Source organism: Eudoraea sp. (assembly GCF_049669105.1).
In the GTDB taxonomy this organism is placed as follows: Bacteria; Bacteroidota; Bacteroidia; order Flavobacteriales; family Flavobacteriaceae; genus Eudoraea.
Map to the genome: position 1 here is coordinate 1 of NZ_JBATKE010000143.1, position 20,286 is coordinate 20,286.

Annotated in this window: 20 protein-coding genes and 1 pseudogene; 19 read left to right on the forward strand and 2 right to left on the reverse strand. The window is 38.2% G+C overall.

The window, feature by feature from the left end; translation table 11 throughout:
- Positions 1-3,272, reverse strand: a 3,272-nt coding sequence (locus WBM60_RS11870) for a reprolysin-like metallopeptidase (RefSeq protein WP_424259952.1), incomplete at its 3' end; no start/stop codon positions are given.
- A 50-nt stretch (positions 3,273-3,322) separates the two neighbouring features.
- On the opposite strand from WBM60_RS11870, the gene WBM60_RS11875 reads away from it, so the two are divergent.
- From WBM60_RS11875 to WBM60_RS11965, 19 genes and pseudogenes are all read left to right on the forward strand, one after another.
- A complete protein-coding gene (locus tag WBM60_RS11875) occupies positions 3,323-4,249 on the forward strand; it encodes a bifunctional riboflavin kinase/FAD synthetase (protein WP_424259954.1) in 927 nt (308 codons plus the stop codon).
- A complete protein-coding gene (locus WBM60_RS11880) occupies positions 4,250-5,575 on the forward strand; it encodes an HTTM domain-containing protein (RefSeq protein ID WP_424283124.1) in 1,326 nt (441 codons plus the stop codon). It abuts the gene before it with no gap.
- A gap of 108 nt (positions 5,576-5,683) precedes the next feature.
- Positions 5,684-6,955 carry a serine--tRNA ligase gene (serS, locus tag WBM60_RS11885; protein WP_424276230.1) on the forward strand — a complete coding sequence of 424 codons (1,272 nt, stop codon included), beginning with the start codon at positions 5,684-5,686 and terminating at the stop codon, positions 6,953-6,955.
- 154 nt (positions 6,956-7,109) lie between these two features.
- The gene (locus tag WBM60_RS11890; RefSeq protein ID WP_424259960.1) at positions 7,110-8,894 is read left to right on the forward strand and encodes a tetratricopeptide repeat protein; all 1,785 of its coding nucleotides are present in this window, start codon (positions 7,110-7,112) and stop codon (positions 8,892-8,894) included.
- Positions 8,895-8,926: 32 nt separating this feature from the next.
- Positions 8,927-9,235: pseudogene (locus WBM60_RS11895) on the forward strand (DUF4286 family protein); the annotation flags it as partial.
- A complete protein-coding gene (locus tag WBM60_RS11900; protein ID WP_424276233.1) occupies positions 9,224-9,574 on the forward strand; it encodes a gamma-glutamylcyclotransferase family protein in 351 nt (116 codons plus the stop codon). The pseudogene WBM60_RS11895 and the gene WBM60_RS11900, both read left to right, overlap by 12 nt.
- 3 nt (positions 9,575-9,577) lie before the next feature.
- Positions 9,578-10,438 carry a 16S rRNA (adenine(1518)-N(6)/adenine(1519)-N(6))-dimethyltransferase RsmA gene (gene rsmA / locus WBM60_RS11905; protein WP_424258923.1) on the forward strand — a complete coding sequence of 287 codons (861 nt, stop codon included), beginning with the start codon at positions 9,578-9,580 and terminating at the stop codon, positions 10,436-10,438.
- Complete coding sequence (mgtE, locus tag WBM60_RS11910) at positions 10,425-11,777, forward strand: magnesium transporter (protein WP_424258930.1); 1,353 nt, start codon at positions 10,425-10,427, stop codon at positions 11,775-11,777. Before rsmA ends, mgtE begins: the two co-directional genes overlap by 14 nt.
- Before the next feature lie 75 nt (positions 11,778-11,852).
- Positions 11,853-12,773: a carbon-nitrogen hydrolase family protein gene (locus tag WBM60_RS11915; RefSeq protein WP_424276229.1), complete on the forward strand. Its 921-nt coding sequence runs from the start codon at positions 11,853-11,855 to the stop codon at positions 12,771-12,773.
- Between the two features lie 10 nt (positions 12,774-12,783).
- The gene (locus WBM60_RS11920) at positions 12,784-13,746 is read left to right on the forward strand and encodes a TolB family protein (RefSeq protein WP_424276228.1); all 963 of its coding nucleotides are present in this window, start codon (positions 12,784-12,786) and stop codon (positions 13,744-13,746) included.
- Between the two features lie 5 nt (positions 13,747-13,751).
- Positions 13,752-14,117 (forward strand): cupin domain-containing protein, encoded by a 366-nt coding sequence (locus WBM60_RS11925; RefSeq protein WP_424278305.1) that lies wholly within the window; start codon positions 13,752-13,754, stop codon positions 14,115-14,117.
- Positions 14,118-14,123: 6 nt separating this feature from the next.
- Positions 14,124-15,062: a 2-hydroxyacid dehydrogenase gene (locus WBM60_RS11930; protein WP_424261655.1), complete on the forward strand. Its 939-nt coding sequence runs from the start codon at positions 14,124-14,126 to the stop codon at positions 15,060-15,062.
- A gap of 23 nt (positions 15,063-15,085) precedes the next feature.
- A complete protein-coding gene (locus tag WBM60_RS11935; RefSeq protein ID WP_424261653.1) occupies positions 15,086-15,541 on the forward strand; it encodes a DUF1801 domain-containing protein in 456 nt (151 codons plus the stop codon).
- Between the two features lie 10 nt (positions 15,542-15,551).
- A complete protein-coding gene (locus WBM60_RS11940; protein WP_424261651.1) occupies positions 15,552-15,938 on the forward strand; it encodes a VOC family protein in 387 nt (128 codons plus the stop codon).
- Between the two features lie 51 nt (positions 15,939-15,989).
- Positions 15,990-16,547, forward strand: a complete 558-nt coding sequence (locus WBM60_RS11945; RefSeq protein WP_424261649.1) for an NINE protein — start codon at positions 15,990-15,992, stop codon at positions 16,545-16,547.
- 79 nt (positions 16,548-16,626) lie between these two features.
- The gene (locus WBM60_RS11950; protein WP_424261647.1) at positions 16,627-16,950 is read left to right on the forward strand and encodes an ArsR/SmtB family transcription factor; all 324 of its coding nucleotides are present in this window, start codon (positions 16,627-16,629) and stop codon (positions 16,948-16,950) included.
- Positions 16,951-16,960: 10 nt separating this feature from the next.
- Entirely contained in the window at positions 16,961-17,449 is a 489-nt protein-coding gene (locus WBM60_RS11955) for a DUF6428 family protein (protein WP_424283125.1), read from the forward strand.
- A gap of 21 nt (positions 17,450-17,470) precedes the next feature.
- Positions 17,471-17,992, forward strand: coding sequence for an N-acetyltransferase family protein (locus tag WBM60_RS11960; protein WP_424278304.1), 522 nt, complete (start codon positions 17,471-17,473; stop codon positions 17,990-17,992).
- Between the two features lie 35 nt (positions 17,993-18,027).
- Positions 18,028-18,447, forward strand: a complete 420-nt coding sequence (locus tag WBM60_RS11965) for an arsenate reductase ArsC (RefSeq protein WP_424261641.1) — start codon at positions 18,028-18,030, stop codon at positions 18,445-18,447.
- Here WBM60_RS11965 and WBM60_RS11970 read toward each other — a convergent pair.
- Positions 18,444-20,255 carry a GNAT family N-acyltransferase gene (locus tag WBM60_RS11970; RefSeq protein WP_424276225.1) on the reverse strand — a complete coding sequence of 604 codons (1,812 nt, stop codon included), beginning with the start codon at positions 20,253-20,255 and terminating at the stop codon, positions 18,444-18,446. The two genes, WBM60_RS11965 and WBM60_RS11970, sit on opposite strands and share 4 nt — an antisense overlap.
- Positions 20,256-20,286: the final 31 nt, after the last annotated feature.

Consider the following 20,286-nt stretch of genomic DNA (forward strand, 5'->3'; position numbering starts at 1 on the left):
GTTCCACTAATGCAGACCGAGTAAGTGCCAGCAGCCAAATTTTCCAAATCATAAACCTTGATAAAGTCCTCAGTAATATTCAACCCGTTGCCCAGTACATTAACTGTATAATCCATAGACATCATTGCAGTTATTTCAAATGATCCATTATCACTGGTAATGCAGGATTCACTTTCTATTTCCAGGTTGAAATTATCCGTAGCAAAACGAAAAACAGGACAGCCATCTGTATTCACCTCAGTTCCCGGAGGTGTTCCCAGGCAAAGGTCATCTCCATCGTCAAAAACACCATCATTATCATCATCGGGTCTCAATTCACCTTCACCACAGATTTCCAGGAAAAAGTTATTAATGCTACCACCATCGGCCGGGGCGGTATCAGAAACTTTTAGTATCCATTCGCCAAAAGAAGATTCACCATTAAAGGAGGCTAATGAACCTAAGGGACTTACTGTTCCACTAATTGCGGCCGCTCCGCCACCACAGATAAAGGGATCTCCGTCATCGTCAAAAACGGCATCAATATTTTCCAATTCCCCACATGAGTTGGAAGTTAAAATAACCTCCGTACCCTGGGGCGATGTAATACTAATTATCAAATCTGCCAGAAAGCTATGCTCCAATTCCAAACCTACATTTACATCCGTTACAGGTAAATCATTTAAGAAGGTAATTTTAGAAATTACCGTTGGTGTGCCTATAGAAGTTATTTCTACGGGCATGTCTTTAGCTGTTTCAAGGTCGCAACTTATTGTAATCGTTGTAAAGCTGAATGGTGGGCCAAAAGTTCCTTCCCCACATGAATTTTTTGGTTTTATTCTCCAGTAATAAGTAGTTTCCTCCTGCAGGTTTTCCGGTAAATAGGTGTTAAAAATAACATCGCTGGCAGATTCAATAATTGTAGTAAACAATATATCTGTGGCAATTTCTATATCATAAGAGCTGTGCTGCGTATTCAACTCCCAAGTAAGGAGTTGTTGCAGACCTACCCCAGTTGCCGTATCAATGGGAGTCTGTAAAACCACATCTGAGAAGTTAGCATCGTTAATATTAATATTCAGTGTTACTTCTTTAGTGACGCTCAGAGAAGTGGCTGTGACGGTCACAGGATAATTCCCGGGAAGAACAAGATCTGTATTTGAAAAAGTAATAGAAACCGGGGAATTATTTGTTGTTGCAGTTAGCGGTGTAAAAACCGCTGTTAGACCGGCAGGCATACCCTGAACACTAAATGTAACCTCCTCATTGAACCCTAAATAGGTTTCATATATAAACGGCACCACAAGGTCATCAGGTTCGCAAACTTCATAATTGAGGTCTGCAAAATTTAGGATAACTTCAGAATCTTCAATTACAAAATCAGAAGAGTTCATACTGAAAAAAACATTGTTTGTTCCCTTAACTATAATACGGGCAGTTGTAGTGCTATTGCCGGGAATAATAACCTCATGGCTGCCATCGTTTGGAACTGCGGTTGCCAGTTGAATTGGAAAACTCAGGCCTCCGTCTGTAGATAGAAATATATCTACCTCTTGCGTATTTATTGGTGTTTTGTTCGTGTTGGCGACATCCCAGGTGATGGTCTGCACAGATCCGGCCGTATAGGTCTCCACCGTATCTTGAGAGTTAACAACAAATGGTCCCGCGTTATTTAAAACATTGAGCTTTACCAGTTCTGAAGCTACCTGCCCGCCTCCTGCTGCGTTATCTCTAACGGTTAAGGCGAAGTTCATTTCGCGTTCCACATTGGAAACCGTTTCCCAGGCCGAATTTATCGGTGGATTGGTTTGAGTAAGATTCCCCTGAATAACCTCAGATAATTTTGGAAAATATCTGTTGGGATTTGTGGTGGGCTTAAGTGATCTGAAATTTGCACCACTTGGATTGTCAGGTCCGAAGTTTTCTGTAGTGACTACACCGTCATCAATCTGTTCCCATACATAGGTAAGTATATCTGTAGAATCCGGATCTATGGCATTTCCTGCTAATACAAATGGCGTTCCTTTGGGAATAATATAATCAGCTATTGGATTAATAACAGGAGGGTTGTTTGTTAAAGGTGTAAGTTCTCCGCAGCTTGTGGTCTGAAGATATTCTATGATTTGAAATATGCTGTAATAATGGAAATAGTCATCACCGTTAGGGGCTACGTTTTGTCCGGGTATTATACCCGCGTATCCCATAATGGTAGTTCCGGTCCCGGGTTCTGCCTGTACCAAGGTGCCTTCAGATTCAAAGGACCAGGTATGATTTGCGCCAAATTGATGCCCCAATTCATGTGATACAAAATCGAGATCAAAGATATCACCCTGCGGATTTAAGGCTGCAGCGTATCCACTTCCTTTTTGGTTATCCCGGCAAACTGACCCTATAAAGCCGGCATTCCCTCCATCGGTATCCTCATGAAATAAATGACCCACATCATAATTTGCTTCGCCAATTGTTGTGGTTAGTGTATTTTGAACCTCTGAATTTAAATTTCCTCCATAGGGATCGGTATCCGGGTCTGTAAATATTACCAAATCTGTATTGGCGATCAATTCTAAAGTAACGCCTAAATCGGTTTCAAAAACCTGATTTACCCTCGTAAGTGTTGCATTTATTGCAGCCAGGGCGTCGGCCACCGTGCCTCCATGAAATTCGGTATATTCTCCTGTAGCAGAAATTGCTATTCTGTATTTTCTTAGCATTTGATCATCCACGAGTTTTGAAACAGGCCCGTTGATGCTTTTTTCAATCACTGATTGGGTAAAACAAATAAAGTCGCTGTCGAGCTTCGAATGTATACTTCTGTCGTAAACTACATAAGTACTGCCGCCATCTGAGACTTTCTCCATGAAAGTCGTCTTTTCAGTTCCTACATGAACGATCATGCTTTGTACTCCCTTGTGAGATATGCTAAAACGAATACGATCTTTGTTTCCATCCAAACTATACCCTGAATAGGACTTTATACCAGGATATTTTTTTGCCAATTCCGGTGACAAGACCGAATTTTCTGAAACATTGAATGCTCTTAGTTTCCCTTTGGCATCTGGAAAATAAATTGTCCCGGATGATTTCTTTAGTGTGGATATAGATAAAAGTTCCTCGGATAAAGATGCCTGATCCAAATCAAAAACCTTTACCTTAGTTACGTCCGGATTGGATAGTGAAGGCGAAGAAAACTTACTGGGAGAAATCTCCTGACCCCAATATTTGGATTGCGCAGATCCGTAAAAGGAGAGAAATATTATGGAAATTGATAAAACAAGACGTAGTTTTGCTAACATCAAGGGATTTTTAAACTTTTAAAAGTAAGCCTTTTTATTATTTTATTTGTGTGGTCACAGTTCAAAGCATTTCCAATTACGATAAAAAGCACCCTACTGCTATAACCATTGGTACTTTTGACGGTGTTCACATAGGTCACAGAAAAATACTTGAACGCCTCATAAATGATGCCAAAAAAACTAATCTGCGATCTACGGTACTTACTTTTTTCCCGCATCCCAGAATGGTTTTACAAAAAGATACCGAAATAAGGCTTCTGAATACCATCCAGGAAAAAATCAAAATTTTGGAGCACATTGGCCTGGATTACTTAATTATTCATCCCTTCACTCTTGAATTCTCACGTATTTCTTCCACAGAATTCGTTAGGGACATCCTGGTGAATGAATTAAAAGCAAAAAAAATTATAATAGGTTATGACCACCGCTTTGGACGCAATAGAAATGCCAATATCCAGGATCTTTTCGCTTTTGGAAATACTTTCAATTTTGAAGTTGAAGAAATTGCGGCACAGGAAATAGATGATGTTTCTGTAAGTTCTACAAAAATCAGAAATGCGCTTATTGATGGAGATATAAAGACCGCCAATGAATACCTGGGGTATAACTATATGCTAACGGGCGATGTTAAAAAAGGTAAAGGTCTGGGACGACAATTAAACTTTCCCACAGCTAATTTATTTATTAAAGAGAAATACAAACTCATCCCTAAAAACGGGGTTTATGTTGTAAAAAGCATCCTAAATGGCAAGCTTTTTTACGGGATGATGAACATAGGTTTTAATCCTACCGTAGATGGTTCCACAAAGAGTATTGAAATTCATTTTTTTGATTTTAACTCGGATTTATATGGGCAAAATATCCAGGTAGATATTATAGAGCGCATCCGGGATGAACATAAGTTTAAATCGCTTGAGGAGCTTAAAACACAATTACTAAAGGACAAAGAAACGTCTATTTCCATAATTTCAAGTTAGATGTTTAATACCTTTTTATTCAAAAGAGTAGACAATAGTCCTTTAGTAATATTTCGCATATTTTTGGGTATTCTCATTAGCCTTGAATGCTATGGAGCGATTCTGACAGGATGGGTGCGAAGAACAATGATTGAACCCGCATTTACCTTTTCTTTTATTGGTTTTGAATGGTTACAGCCTTTACCCGGTTCCGGGATGTATATCTACTTTTTTATAATGGGCACCCTGGGTATTTTCATTGCTCTAGGTTTTAAGTACAGACTCAGTATTATTTCATTTACGCTGCTCTGGACGGCGGTTTATTTGATGCAAAAAACATCGTACAACAATCACTATTATTTGTTGGTATTAATCTCCCTGATCATGTGCTTTTTTCCTGCAAACCGGGCATATTCATTAGACGCCCGGGCTAAGCCTCAGATCAGGAATGAAAGCATGTACAGCTATGTAAAGTGGATTATTGTATTACAACTTTTTATTGTTTATACCTATGCCGCCCTTGCCAAACTATACGCGGATTGGCTTGATTTTAGTTTTGTTGGAATACTGATGCAAAGCAAGGCTCATTATTGGCTCATAGGCGATTTGTTGCAGGAATATTGGGTTCATACATTTATTTCAGTCATGGGAATTTTCTTTGATTTACTCATTGTTCCTGCCTTGCTGTGGAAGCCCTCCAGAAAAATTGCATTTGCCTTCGCGATATTCTTTCATCTCTTCAATTCGTTTATATTTCAAATTGGGATCTTTCCCTACCTTGCGCTGGCTTTTACTGTTTTCTTTTTTGAGCCCGAAACAATTCGGCGTATTTTCTTTAAAAATAAACCCATAACAGAACCTTCTAAATTCATTATCCTTAAATACAGAAACCTCTTTTTGCTGGGATTTGGAATTTACTTTACAGTACAACTTATTCTTCCTGTAAGACATCATTTTATAAAAGATGATGTTCTATGGACCGAGGAAGGACATAGATTGAGTTGGCGTATGATGCTGAGAAGCAGGTCTGGCATAATAAGTTTTAAAGTGGTCAATAATGATAACGGTAATATCATTAATGTAAATCTCAATGACTACCTTACCAAGAAACAAAAAACGAGAATTGCTTCATATCCCGATTTTATTTGGCAGTTTGCACAACACCTTAAGGAAATTTATTCTGAAGATGGTGCTGATATTTCCGTTTATGTAAATTCCAGAGTCCGGGTAAATGGCAGTAAACTAAAACCCTTTATTGATCCGGAAGTAGATCTGGGGGCAGAGCGTTGGGACCATTTTAAACATCATAACTGGATTCTACCCTCCAAAGAAACCAAAGCTAAATAAGAATCTTCTCGATTAATGTATCAATTTGAAGAAGCAACAATTTATTTAATCTATCAAATTGATACATTAATCATTTAACCCTAAATTTGCGCCTTAAAACATCTTAACATGTTGCAGTTACAAGCCTTACGAACAAATAAAGATCAGATAGCGAAAGCTTTAAAAAAACGAAATTTTGATGCAGAACTTCATTTGGATAAGGTACTTAGTCTCGATGAAAAAAGACGGGCGCTGCAAACAGATCTGGATAATACACTGGCAGAAGGCAATAAACTTTCTAAAGAGATTGGTTTGCTTTTTAAAAGTGGAAAAGCAGAAGAAGCAAACCAGATTAAACAAAAATCGACTCAGCTAAAAGAGGATTCTAAGAGGCTAACCGAAGAACTAAATGCTGTTGCAGATGAGCTGGAGGAAGCATTGTATCAAATTCCTAATGTCCCTCATGAATCCGTCCCATCCGGAAATAGTGAAGAAGATAATGAAGAAGTCTTTCGGGAAGGAGATATTCCTGTACTTAGTAACGATGCCAAGCCACATTGGGAACTGGCAAAAAAATACGACATTATAGACTTTGAACTGGGAGTTAAAATAACCGGGGCAGGGTTTCCTGTGTACAAGGGTAAAGGTGCCCGTTTACAACGCGCCTTGATTGCCTATTTTTTAGATAAAAATACCGAAGCCGGATATACTGAAATGCAGGTGCCCTTCTTAGTTAATGAGGCATCGGGCTATGGCACAGGGCAACTTCCGGACAAAGAAGGTCAAATGTATCATGTTACTGAAGATGATCTTTATCTGATACCAACCGCCGAAGTACCTGTCACCAATATTTTTAGAGATACTATCCTCGATAAAAATGATCTCCCTATTTCCTATACAAGCTATACCCCGTGTTTCCGAAGGGAAGCAGGCAGTTATGGGGCTCATGTTAGGGGGCTGAACCGCCTCCACCAGTTTGACAAGGTGGAAATAGTGCGTGTAGAACATCCTGATAATTCTTACCGGGCATTGGATGTTATGGTAGAACATATAAAAAATATTTTAAGGGAATTAAAGTTGCCATTCAGGGTCTTACGCCTTTGTGCAGGCGACCTTGGCTTTACCTCAGCTCTTACCTATGATTTCGAGGTGTTTTCAACCGCTCAGGACCGTTGGTTGGAAATTAGTTCTGTCTCTAATTTCGAAACTTTTCAGGCGAACAGATTAAAGCTCCGTTACAGAGATGAAAACAACAAAACACAATTTGCTCATACGTTAAATGGTAGTTCACTGGCTTTACCAAGGGTTTTAGCTGGGATCCTGGAAAATTACCAGACCGCAGATGGGATAAACATTCCGGATATCCTGGTACCCTATACAGGTTTTAGCAGAATAGATTAAATTATTTTACTTAATGGACCAATTGCGGGAATATCAATGATTTGCACCTTGTATTGGTGTTGAATCTATTCGGTAAAAAGTTCAGTTCGGCGATATTATGTTTTCTTTGACAGTGTTTTTTATAGAGCTTGGTTAAATTTGATAAATTTCCAATATGAGATTTGCCGTTATATTTATTAGTCTTATTTCTACCTTTCAATGCTGGGCACAAGAAGATTTTCTGGCGAAGCAGTATTTCAATGATGGTGAATTTGAGAAAGCGGCGGTCTTTTATGAAAATCTGACAGAAAAAAACCCCAGGCGCACAGATTATGCCGAAGGTCTGATTGCCTGCTACCAGCAGTTGGAAAAGTATGAAGAAGCGCAGACCTTTCTTTTAAAGAAAATAGAATCAGGTAACCCTTACCCAACTATTTATATTGAATTGGGGTATAATTACCTGCTGCAGGGCCAGACGGAAATGGCCAAAGAGAATTATGAAATTGCTCTTTCAATAATTGAGATAAATCCAAATTATGGTTATGGAATAGGATTCAGATTTCAGCGCTATACCCTTTTAGACTATGCGCTTAGGGCCTACTCCAAAGCCATGGAACTTAATCCGCAATTAGACTATAATTTTCAAATGGCTAAAATTTATGGAGAACAAGGAGATATAGAAAGGATGTACAACTCCTATTTGGAATTGATCTCTGCAGGCAAGGCTACTCAAACTAATGTACTTCGAAATCTTGATAGTTTTATAACCTCAGACCCTGAGAATCCTAATAACCTCAAGCTAAAGAAAATACTGCTGCAAAAAGCTCAAAAAGATCCCGATATCCTATGGAATGAAATTCTGAGTTGGTTGTTTGTGCAACAAAGGCAATACAGCAGTGCCTTCAATCAGGAAAAAGCCATCTATAAAAGATCCGGGGCTATTACGCTTCAACGTTTAATTGGTCTGGGCGATATTGCTTTGGAGGACAATGCGGTTGAAGAGGCAAAAGCAATTTTTACTTATATCGATAAAAATTCTAATGATCCGGTAATCAAACTTAATGCACGACTCAGCCTTATTGATATTGAACTTTTAGATGCAAGTGCAAAGCAGCTTGATGAAGTAGAAGGGCAGTTCGAATCTTTGATGGAAGAATATGGATATGAAAATCACACCTTGCAATTGCAAATAGCCTACTCCAATTTCCTAACTTTTAAAAAAGGAAAACCCCGGGAGGCTGTTACAATTCTCAAGAAATGTTTAGAACTCCCTTTGGAACGCTTCAGCAAAGCTTATGTAAAACTTGCCCTTGGAGACATCCTTGTTTTTGATCAGAAGTTCAACGAAGCACTAATTAATTTTTCCCAGGTCCAAAAAAGTTTAAAAAATGATGTTTTAGGTCAGGATGCGCGATTTAAAGTAGCTCAAACCAGTTTCTATAAGGGTGATTTTGATTGGGCATTTACTCAATTAAAGGTCTTAAGAGGGTCAACTTCACAACTTATTGCAAATGATGCCATGCAGTTAAGCCTTTTAATTTCAGATAACTCTTTGGAAGATTCAACTCAGACTGCTTTAAAAAAGTATGCCAGAGCAGACCTCCTGTCTTATCAGCAGAATACAGTTGAAGCAATTAAAGTCTTCGATGATATTCTCACAAATCACAAGGGAGAAAAAATAGAAGATGAGGCTCTTTTAAAACAAGGTGAGCTTTTGGAACTTATAAAGGATTATGAGGGGGCAGAATTTAACTATCTCAAAATTGTTGAGTTCTATGGAAATGATATTTTGGCCGATGACGCTCATTTTGCACTTGCAGAGCTCTATAGGAATATCTTAAATGAACCCGAGAAAGCAAAAGAACATTACGAGAAAATAATTTACAACTATCAGGACAGCTATTACTTTCCTCAGGCACGCAAAAATTTCCGAATATTACGTGGCGATAGTATTAACTAAATTTTCATTTACTGACTTATAATATTTGAAGTATGATTATCTACAATGTAACCATTAATATAGATGAATCTGTTCACGATAAATGGTTGAAATGGATGCGTGAAACGCATATTCCAGAGGTCCTGGAGACGGGTAAATTCATAAAGGCTAAGATGGCAAAAGTACTTGTAGAAGAAGAAATGGGAGGTATTACTTATTCCATACAATACACCGCTGAAAACAAGGAAATTTTAGATAAATATTACGCAGAGGATGCCGAAAGAATGCGCGAGGAAGTGTCAAAGCACTTCGGAAATAAATTTGTCGCCTTCAGAACAGAACTAGCTGTTATAGGAGAGTATACTGAACATAGCTTAAATGCTACTGAATACCTTTTTACTTACGGTACCCTACAGCAGGAAAATATTCAGCTGACTGTTTTTTCAAGAACACTTTCCGGTTTTAATGATACCCTTTTAGGTTATAAACTATCAGATGAGAAAGTAGTTGGTGTTTATCCTGTAATGCAAAGTTCAGACGAGCCTACGGATTTTGTGAATGGCAGAGTTTATATGTGCAGCAATAAAGAAATTTTAGAAGCCGATAAATATGAAGGCCCGGCCTATAAGAGAATTAAGGTGGTATTGAGCTCTGGTAAAAGTGCCTGGGCTTATATAAGCACAACCCCGCAACCGAACTAGACTATGGCCAAAAAACGCAAAAAACACAGTTCGTTTAAGAAGAGTACCAGACAGGAAGAAAGTCCGGTCAAAGCTAAAAAATATCTGGGACAGCACTTTCTTAAAGATGAAGAAATAGCCAGACAAATAGCGAATACACTTTCAATGAACGGTTATACCAATGTACTTGAAATTGGTCCCGGCACAGGAGTTCTCACAAAATACTTATTGCAGCGCTCTATGAATCTAGTGGCTATGGAATTAGATGAGGAATCTATCATTTACCTTAACCATAGCTTTCGGTTGGAACACAATGAAATTCTGCAACAAAACAATTCACTTGAAATAATACAGGCCGACTTCCTAAAATACGATCTTTCAACTTTATTTAATTTGGAGCCTTTTGCCATAACCGGCAATTTCCCTTATAACATTTCCACGCAGATTGTATTCCGGTTATTGGAGATTCGAAACAGGGTTCCTGAATTTTCAGGAATGTTCCAAAAAGAAGTGGCTCAGCGCATTTGTGCTAAAGAAGGAAATAAAACCTATGGTATTCTTTCTGTTTTGGTTCAGGCTTTTTATCATGCTGAATATCTTTTCACTGTAAAGCCAGAAGTTTTTGATCCCCCACCAAAAGTAGAATCTGGAGTTCTAAGACTAATCAGGAAAGAAGATTTTACACTGGAATGTGACGAAAAATTACTTTTCAAAGTGGTAAAAACAGGTTTTAACCAGCGAAGAAAGACATTAAGAAACAGCTTAAAAATATTTAACCTTTCTGATAATCTAAAAGAAGATGCTATCTTTGACCGGCGTCCCGAAGAATTGGCAGTTGCCCAATTTATCGCGCTGACCAAGAAGATAGATGATGACTCCATTTAAACTCACAGATGAGCTATTGGCAGAAATTGAGCTGCTTATAGAATCCAGGAAAGACACAGATTTAAAGTCTTTCATGGAAGAGATCCACTATGCCGATATTGCAGAAATAGCCAATGATCTTAGTGAAGAATCAGCAACCTATCTTATTAAACTTCTGGATAGTGATAAAACTTCCGACATACTCATTGAATTGGATGATGATATGCGCGAGGCTGTTCTTAATAATTTGTCTTCCAAGGAAATAGCAGAAGAACTAGAAGAACTGGATACCGATGATGCAGCGGATATTGTTGGAGAACTGCCACAGGAAATAGTTGAAGAAGTAATTTCGGAAATAGAAGACCGGGAACATGCAAAGGATATTGTAGATCTTTTACGATACCATGAAGATTCTGCGGGTGGACTTATGGCCAAGGAGTTGGTGAAAGTAAATGAAAATTGGAATGTACTTACCTGTGTTAAAGAAATGAGGGCCCAGGCTGAAAACGTTACGAGGGTACACTCTATTTATGTGGTAGACGATGATGACAAACTCATTGGCAGACTCTCACTTAAGGATCTTTTAACGACCTCCACTAAATCTCCGATTAAAGATGTTTATATTCCAAAAGTTGATCGGGTTAACGTAAATGAAAAACCCGAGGAAGTAGCAAAAATTATGTCTAAATACGACCTTGAAGCCATTCCGGTAGTTGATGAGATTGGCAGGTTGGTTGGCAGAATTACTATTGATGATATCGTAGATGTTATAAAAGAAGAAGCTGAGAAAGATTACCAGATGGCGGCAGGTATCTCACAGGATGTGGAGGCCGATGATAGTATTTGGGAGTTGACAAGAGCGCGTTTACCCTGGCTGTTTTTGGGCCTTTTAGGCGGTATTGGCGCGGCTGCCATCATGGGAGGTTTTGAAGAAATGATAAGCAAGCATGCAATCCTTTTCTTTTTCACACCTTTAATTGCTGCGATGGCGGGTAATGTTGGTGTGCAATCCAGTGCAATCATAGTGCAGGGTCTCGCTAATGATGACCTTAAGGGTAGTATTGGTAATCGCCTGATTAAGGAAATGCTTCTGGCCGCACTAAATGGCCTGATCCTGGGACTGGTACTTTTAGTTTTTACCTGGTTCTGGCAAGGCAATTTTCCTGCGGCACTTGCTATTTCAATTTCCCTGGTTGTAGTAATCATAGCTGCCGGAATAATAGGAACCTTTATTCCTTTGTTTCTGAATAAAAGGGGTATAGATCCGGCTATTGCTACCGGACCTTTTATTACAACGAGTAATGATATTTTCGGAATCCTCATTTATTTCTGGATAGCGCAAGTTATTTTGGGAATTTAGACTTCACTTTTATTAAAATTGGATACCTTAGAGTCCCCGAAATCTAAAATAAATTCTATTTAAGAATTTCAGTCTATGCTAATAAAAGTAGGATTAGTCCAGGAAAGCCCTGTTTTTTTTAATAAGGTGGAAACAATTTCTAAAATTGAGAAGATCACCAAAACATATGCAGCAAAGGGATGTAATTTATTGGTTTTTCCGGAATCTTTTATACCGGGTTATCCAAGAGGCTTTACTTTCGGAGCCACTATAGGCAGCAGATCTGAAAAGGGACGCAAGCTTTATGCTGAATACTATGAAAACAGCCTCAATGTGCAGAGTGAAGACCTTAAAAGACTCGAAGACATTTCAAAAAAAAATAAGATCTACCTTGTAATAGGAGTGACTGAAAAAGACGATATAAGTGGTAGTCTATACTGTTCAATGCTCTATATATCCCCTACTTCCGGATTGCTTGGTACGCATCGAAAAATTAAACCTACCGGAACCGAAAGAATTGTCTGGGCAGAGGCTTCCGGTGAATCATTAACTACCTATCAAACTAAAATAGGCAAGTTGGGAGGCTTGATCTGCTGGGAAAATTATATGCCTCTTGCCAGAATGTCGATGTACAGGAAAGGTGTTGAAATTTATATTGCTCCTACGGCAGATGCCCGTGAAGAATGGACCTCCACTATGCAACATATCGCATTGGAAGGCAGATGTTACGTACTTGGTTGTAACCAGTATTTTACAAAATCTATGTATCCGGAAAAGTATCGTACTCTTGTTTCTGATGAACCCGAAACCATGTGTCGAGGAGGCAGTATTATAGTGGCTCCTGACGGAAAAATTCTTGCCGGTCCGTTATATGATAAAGCCGGAGTACTTATGGCTGAAATAGATCTTGAAGAAATTAGGTTAAACAAACTCGATTTTGACGTAATAGGACATTACGCCAGAAATGATATTTTTGATTTTGACGTCAAAGACCAGCCTGAAACAAAAAAGGAATAAAATTTATATAATGAAATACCCTTTACCCTATTTTTTCATTATAATCTTATTAATTGCCAGCTGTAAAAAAGAAAAAACTCTAGCAATAGATCTTGAGATTAGCCCTGAACAACTCGAAGTCTTTGGCAAAGATCTTATATCTACTCCTTTATTCGAAAGAGATATTGCCATTTCGCCAGACGGAAACCAAATAGTCTATACCCTTGGAAATTATAATCAGACCATAAGAACATTGGTAAACATAAAAAAAGAAGATGATAAATGGGGTCAGAAAGTGATACTCCCCTTTTCAGGGAATTACAATGATATTGAACCATTTTTTGCTGCTGATGGCAGAAAATTGTTCTTTGCTTCAAACAGACCTATTGGAAGAGACAGTACAAGAACAGACTACAATATATGGTACTCAGAGCTGGTCGATGGCCATTGGAATAAGCCCCTTGCCCTTGACACCCTTGTGAACAGTCAACAGGATGAATTTTACCCGTCTGTAAGTGCTAATGGCAATTTATATTTTACTGCAACAAGAACTGAAGGTATAGGTAGGGAAGATATATTTTTAAGTACATTTTCGGAAGGGAAATACCAGGCCCCGATCGTATTAGATTCAACAATTAACACCAAAGTCTTCGAGTTTAATGCATATATTAATCCGGAGGAAGATTTATTAATTTTCAGTTCTTATGGAAGACCTGATGGCCTAGGAGGGGGCGACCTGTATTACAGTAAAAAAGATAAAACCGGCAATTGGAGAGAAGCTAAGAATTTAGGTGTCGTCATTAACTCAGACAAGCTAGATTACTGCCCATTTATAGATATTCCGAGAAATAATTTTTACTTTACCAGTGACAGAGCTAAGCCCGCAAAGGAACGGATAAACACAGTCCCGGAACTAACCATTGAAGCCAACAAGGTTTTGAATGGCATGGGAAACATTTACAGAATTCGAATGGATAAATTAAATCTGAAATAAAAGAAATGAAAGCTATAAATTTAAAACAAAAACATGCCGCATTTAGTAAATTATGGCACCCGCATCAAATAGCCCAGGTTGATGATATGCAGGTAATCCTCGCAAAAATTCAGGGAGAGTTTGTTTGGCATTCCCACGAAAATGAGGATGAACTATTTCAGGTTTTAAAAGGTACTTTATATTTGCAATTCAGAGACCGGACAGAGATTGTGAAAGAAGGTGAAATCATAGTTGTTCCAAGAGGAGTAGAACACAATCCGTCTACAAAAGATAATGAAGAAGTGCATTTATTGCTCTTTGAAAAGTTGACAACGGCCCACACAGGCAACGTGCAGCACGCAATGACACAAACCGAATATCCAATAATTTAAACAAGAATGAAAATCCTCCACCTAGACACCAACCATCCTTTGCTCATAGAGGAATTCAACGCCCTCGGTTTTGAGAATGTTGAAGAATATACTGCGCCAAAATCTGAGGTAGAAAAAAATATTCACCTGTATGACGGGCTTATTATCAGAAGTAGATTTACCATAGACCAATCCTTTTTGGAGAAAGCACAAAACCTCAAATTTATAGGCAGACTTGGGGCTGGTTTGGAAAACATTGACGTGGATTATGCCAGGTATAAAGAAATTTTTCTGGCGGCCGCGCCCGAAGGAAACCGCAATGCTGTTGGGGAACATGCCCTGGGGTTATTACTGTCGCTTTTTAATAAGCTCACCAAAGCTAACCGTGAAGTAAAATCGGGAATTTGGGACAGAGAAGGGAATAGAGGATTTGAATTGGATGGCAAAACAGTAGGTATAATTGGTTATGGCAATACAGGGAAAGCCTTTGCTAAAAAACTAAGCGGATTTGATGTGGAAGTCATTTGCTATGATATAATAGGCGGCGTCTCTGATGAAAATGCCAGGCAGGTCGGGATCATGGAATTGGAGCAAAGATCAGACGTAATAAGCCTTCACGTACCTCAAACCGAACAAACCCTGGGAATGATTAATACTGAGTTTATAAATGCGTTTCAAAAACCATTTTGGTTGTTAAATACGGCAAGAGGAAAATGCGTAGTGACCGAAGACCTGGTTACCGCATTAAAATCCGGAAAAATTTTAGGCGCGGGATTAGACGTTCTGGAATATGAAAAAACTTCTTTTGAAGACATGTTTACCCAGCATGAACTCCCGGAGGCCTTTCAATATCTGATTGATGCTGAAAACGTTATTCTCTCTCCACATGTTGCCGGATGGACCGTTGAAAGCAAGGAGAAATTAGCACAGACTATTGTAGACAAAATCAAGTCCAGATTTTGCTAAATTAGGATATAAATAAAACAACTATGCAATCAAAAGCCAAGACACCAAAAGAATATATTGCCGAACTACCCGAAGACAGAAAACAAGCCATAATGAAGTTACGGGATTCTATCTTAAAAAACCTTCCCGGGGGTTTTGAGGAAGTAATGAGCTATGGTATGATAGGCTACGTAGTGCCCCATTCTATATATCCGGCAGGATACCACTGTAATCCCGTACTCCCCTTGCCATTTATAAATATTGCTTCACAAAAAAATTTTATAGCCCTTTATCATATGGGAATTTATAGTGATAAAGGTTTATTTAACTGGTTTGTTTCTGAATATCCTAAATATGTAAAAACCAAATTAGATATGGGTAAAAGTTGTATCCGTTTTAAAAACATAGCGCATATTCCCTATTCGTTAATAGGCGAATTAGTAGCAAAAATGACAACTGAACAGTGGATAAGTATATACGAAAAGGCCTGGAAAAAATAAGCGTTATATTATGAAAAAGAGAGTTACAGGATTAGGAGGAGTTTTTTTTAAAACAAAAGATCCGGATAAGATAAAAGACTGGTATAAAAATCATCTGGGGTTGAATACAGACCAATATGGCTTCACCTTCTGGTGGAAAGATAAAGAGGGTAATGATTGTTCTACGCAATGGAGCCCCTTCAAGGAAGCTACCACCTATTTCAAACCCAGTAAAAAGGAATTTATGATGAATTTTCGGGTTGAAAATTTAGTAGAATTATTGGCCGTATTAAGAGAGGAAGGTGTTACCGTTGTGGGGGAAATGGAGGAATACGATTATGGCAAATTTGGATGGATTATGGATCCGGAAGGTAATAAGTTAGAGCTTTGGGAACCAGTGGATAAAGCATTTCTTTGATTGGAAAATAATTATTACATTTAAGAGAGTATTAACCAACACAAAATAATCATGTCTGAAGAAAATAAGGATCCCGAAGACAAAGCAGAAGGGAAATTTGATAAGGCGAAAGGGAAAGCCAAAGAATTTACTGAAGAAGCCAAAGAATCGGCAAAGGAAGCCAAAGAAAAAGTCAAAGAATCTGCTAAAAAAGCTAAAGATAAAGCTAAGGAATTTGCTGAAGATGCCAAAGATTCTGCCAAAGAATTCGCTGAAGAGACTAAAGAAGCTGCCGGTGATTTTGCTGAGGGCGCTAAGAAAACAGCAAATGAATTTTCTGAAGGCATGAAAGGAGTCACTGAAAGTGACAATAAAAAAATATTGGCCGGGATATTAGCTATAATATTAGGCTCCTTAGGAATTCATAAATTTATTTTGGGTTACCAGAAAGAAGGTTTTATCCTGTTAGGGGTAACTATTATTGGCTTTGTTCTTAGCTGCGTTGGCGTAGGGGTTTTTATGGTTTGGATAACAGGTATGATTGGGTTTATTGAAGGTATTATTTACCTTACCAAGTCTGATGAGGATTTTTATAACACCTATCAGGTAGGCAAAAAACCCTGGTTCTAAAATAAAAAAAGTCGGGTTTTTACGATCTGACTTTTTTTATTAAATCTATTATCGTAATATTGCAATATATAAATATGTAATGGGAACAACCAAAACGCAAATATTTACTGCCGAACAAAATGAACTGGCGATTATCTTAAAGGTATTGGCCAACCCCGCACGGATTGCCATCTTACAATATATTAGTAATCAGAAAGCCTGTATTTGTAATGATATAGTTGAAGAAATAGGGCTCGCACAACCAACCATTTCCCAGCATTTAAAGGAGCTCAAAAGCATTGATTTAATTGAGGGTGAAATAAGCGGCAAAAGGGTCTGTTACTGTATTAACCAGAAGAAATGGCAGGAAATACTCGCGTTAATAAATGATTTCTTCTATAAAACAAATTTAAACTGTTGCTAAAAACAAATTAATGAAAACAAAAGAATTTTTATCGCTCTTAAGCGATAACGGAAATAAAGAATTAGTGTTTGACTACAACAAAGGAGCATTAGTAGGTGCCAATTATCACCTTACTGAGGTGAAAAATATTACTGTAGATTCTGTGGATTGTGGTGCAGGAATTGATTTTTGGAAAGAAACCATAGTGCAACTCTGGGAAAGTCCGGACGAATTAGACAAAACAAGGTTTATGTCTGTTTCTAAAGCGCTTCAAATTCTTAACAGGGTAAACGGAATTAAACCTATGGAATTAGAAGCCGAGCTTAAGATTGAATATAGCAACGCTAACTTCCATACCGCTCAGTTATTTATCGATGGGTACGATATTTATGAAGACCGTTTACTTATTAAACTGGCCGTGGAAAAAACGGACTGTAAGGCTAAAGAGGAATGCGGGGTTCCCATTGAAGTTAATGCAGAAAAAGAAGCCAGTTGTTCTCCCGGAGGAGCTTGCTGCTAGTAAATTGGTAATATCACCAAGATGTCCATAAACCATTTAAACAAGCCCGGCCTTTTAATTTTAGAAATGTCTAAGGCGCATTGGCCTGCAGTTGCTCAAATATATAAGCAAGGTATTAATACGGGCTTTGCAACATTTGAAAAGGAGATCCCCTCCTATGAGCAATGGAATAGAAATCATAGTTCAAGTTGCAGATTGATAGCTTTAATAGATGATAAGGTCGCAGGCTGGGCGGCACTATCTCCCGTCTCCGGAAGGTGTGTTTACGGAGGAGTTGCTGAAGTAAGTGTTTATGTAGCAGAAAAAGCCAGGGGAAAAGGTGTGGGCATACTCCTTATGGAAGAACTTATCATATCTAGTGAAATTGCAGGTATCTGGACTTTACAATCGGGTATTTTTCCTGAAAATACAGGTAGTATAAAACTTCATGAGAAAGTTGGTTTCCGCTTTTTGGGAAAACGCGAAAGGATAGGCCAGTTGGACGGGAATTGGAAAGACAATTTACTATTTGAAAGACGAAGTAAAATTGTTGGGATAAATTAATAGATTTTAAATTGAAAACTTAAAAAGTAATTAGCATGAAGAACATCTTGGTACTGTGCACAGGCAACTCCTGCCGAAGTCAAATGGCACATGGCTATCTCAATGCGCTGCTAAATGGAAAGGCCAAAATATACAGTGCGGGAATTGAAACGCATGGACTAAATCCCGGCGCAGTAGCAATAATGAAAGAGGATGGAATAGACATTTCAACGCATACCTCAAATAATGTAGATGAATACGATGGAATCCCCTGGGATTTTATAATTACTGTCTGTGACCATGCCAGGGAAAACTGCCCCTATATTCCCTCAAAGGATGCAAAAAGGATCCACCATAACTTTTTTGACCCTTCTAAAGTAATTGGCACAAAAGAGGAGAAACACGCTGCATTTATAAAAGCACGCAATGAGATAAGAGATTTTTGTAAAAAATTTGCAGAAAAGGAATTGAACTAGGCAGTCCCGCTATTTTCGGTAAGTTTTCTTTCCAACTCTGCCTGGAACTCTTCCATCACAGGCCTTACCGTACTCTCAGGCAAGTCTGCAATTTTTATATACATAAGGCCGTCCACTGAATTATTAAATAACGGATCAACATTAAATGCAACCACTCTGGCATTCTGTTTAATGTACTTTTTTATTAACACGGGTAATCTAAGGCTTCCAGGTTCTACTTCGTCAATTAACCTGTCAAATTTATTAAGATCTGCCTCCGTTTCATCAAATATAAAATCCTTATCCGCATCATTTAATTTCACTTTAAACTCCTTCTTCGGCCTGATATATTGTGCTACATATGGATCCCAATAATTTGATTTCATAAATTCTATCATCAGGGACTTGGAAAAATTTGAAAATTGGTTGCTTATGCTAACTCCACCAATTAAATATTTATGTTCCGGATGCCTTAATGTAGTATGAACTATGCCCTTCCAAAGCAGAAACAAAGGCATTGGTTTTTGCTGATATTCCTTAACAATATAGGCACGGCCCATTTCAATGGACTGTCGCATCATTCCGTATAATTCAGGTTCAAATCCAAACAGGTCCTGCAAATAGAAACCATCAATCCCATAGTTCTGAAAAATTTCGGAACCCATCCCCATCCTATAGGCACCAACTATTTTCTTTTCGGCATTATCCCACAGAAACAAATGGTGGTAATACGAATCAAATTTATCCAGATCAATAGCATTGTTTGTCCCCTCGCCTATTGCCCTGAATGTAAGTTCTCTTTGTCTTCCAATTTCTTTTAAAATAAAAGGCATATCCTTTTCCTGAGCTAAAAACACCTCATAATTCTTACTTTGCAACAAGCGACAATCCTTCTCTCTTAATTTTTCTAATTCGCCTTGTATTACCTCCGTCCTCATTTCGCCGGCTATCTTTCTTGGAGGTTTTGGTATTTTTAAAGTGGTGGGTATCTGGTCTATTAAGCGTTCTTTTTCATATGCATTTGCAAGCATATATGTTTTTTTACGCAACAGTTCTGAAAACTCCTCTAAGCTTTCATGTTCCTTTTGGGTTTGGACCGTAATAGGTTGGCCTATTCTTACTTTGATAGCCCTGTTCCTTTGTGTGGTAACTTCTGAAGGCAATTTAGCCGTCCTGAAGATATCGTTGAACTTTGATAAATGATAGAATAATTTACTATTCTTTGCATGAAAATAAATGGGTACTATCGGCACCTCGGCCTTTCGAATCAGTTTTAAAGCTGATTCTTCCCATGGTTTGTCAACTATTAGTTTTCCATCTTTATAGGTAGATACTTCTCCTGCCGGGAAAATACCCAGGGGATGTCCATCCCTTAAATGGCTTAAAGCGTTTTTAAAACCTGCAATACTACTTTTGGCATCTTTGTGGTTTTCAAAAGGATTCACAGGCATGATATAGGGCGCCATTGGTTCGATCCGGTGAAGTAGAAAATTAGCAATAATCTTGAAATCCGGTCTGTGTTGCAACATCAACTTTAGAAGTAAAACCCCATCAATACCACCCAGCGGATGATTGCTTATAGTAATGTAGGCTCCATCCTTAGGAAGTCTCTTAAAATCACCTTCCGGAATTTCAAAGTCTATTTCATAATGTTCCAGGATGGCGTCGAGGAATTCAGGGCCTTCCAATTCCTTATGCTGGTCATAAAATTTATTGATGTCAGACAATTTGGTTAACCTTACCAGGATCCATCCTATAAATGTTCCGACAAAACCATATCGTTCGAGATTTATTGCCTTGGCTACTTCTTTAACGGTGACTAAACCCATAGACTATATAACTATATATAAGTAAATATAG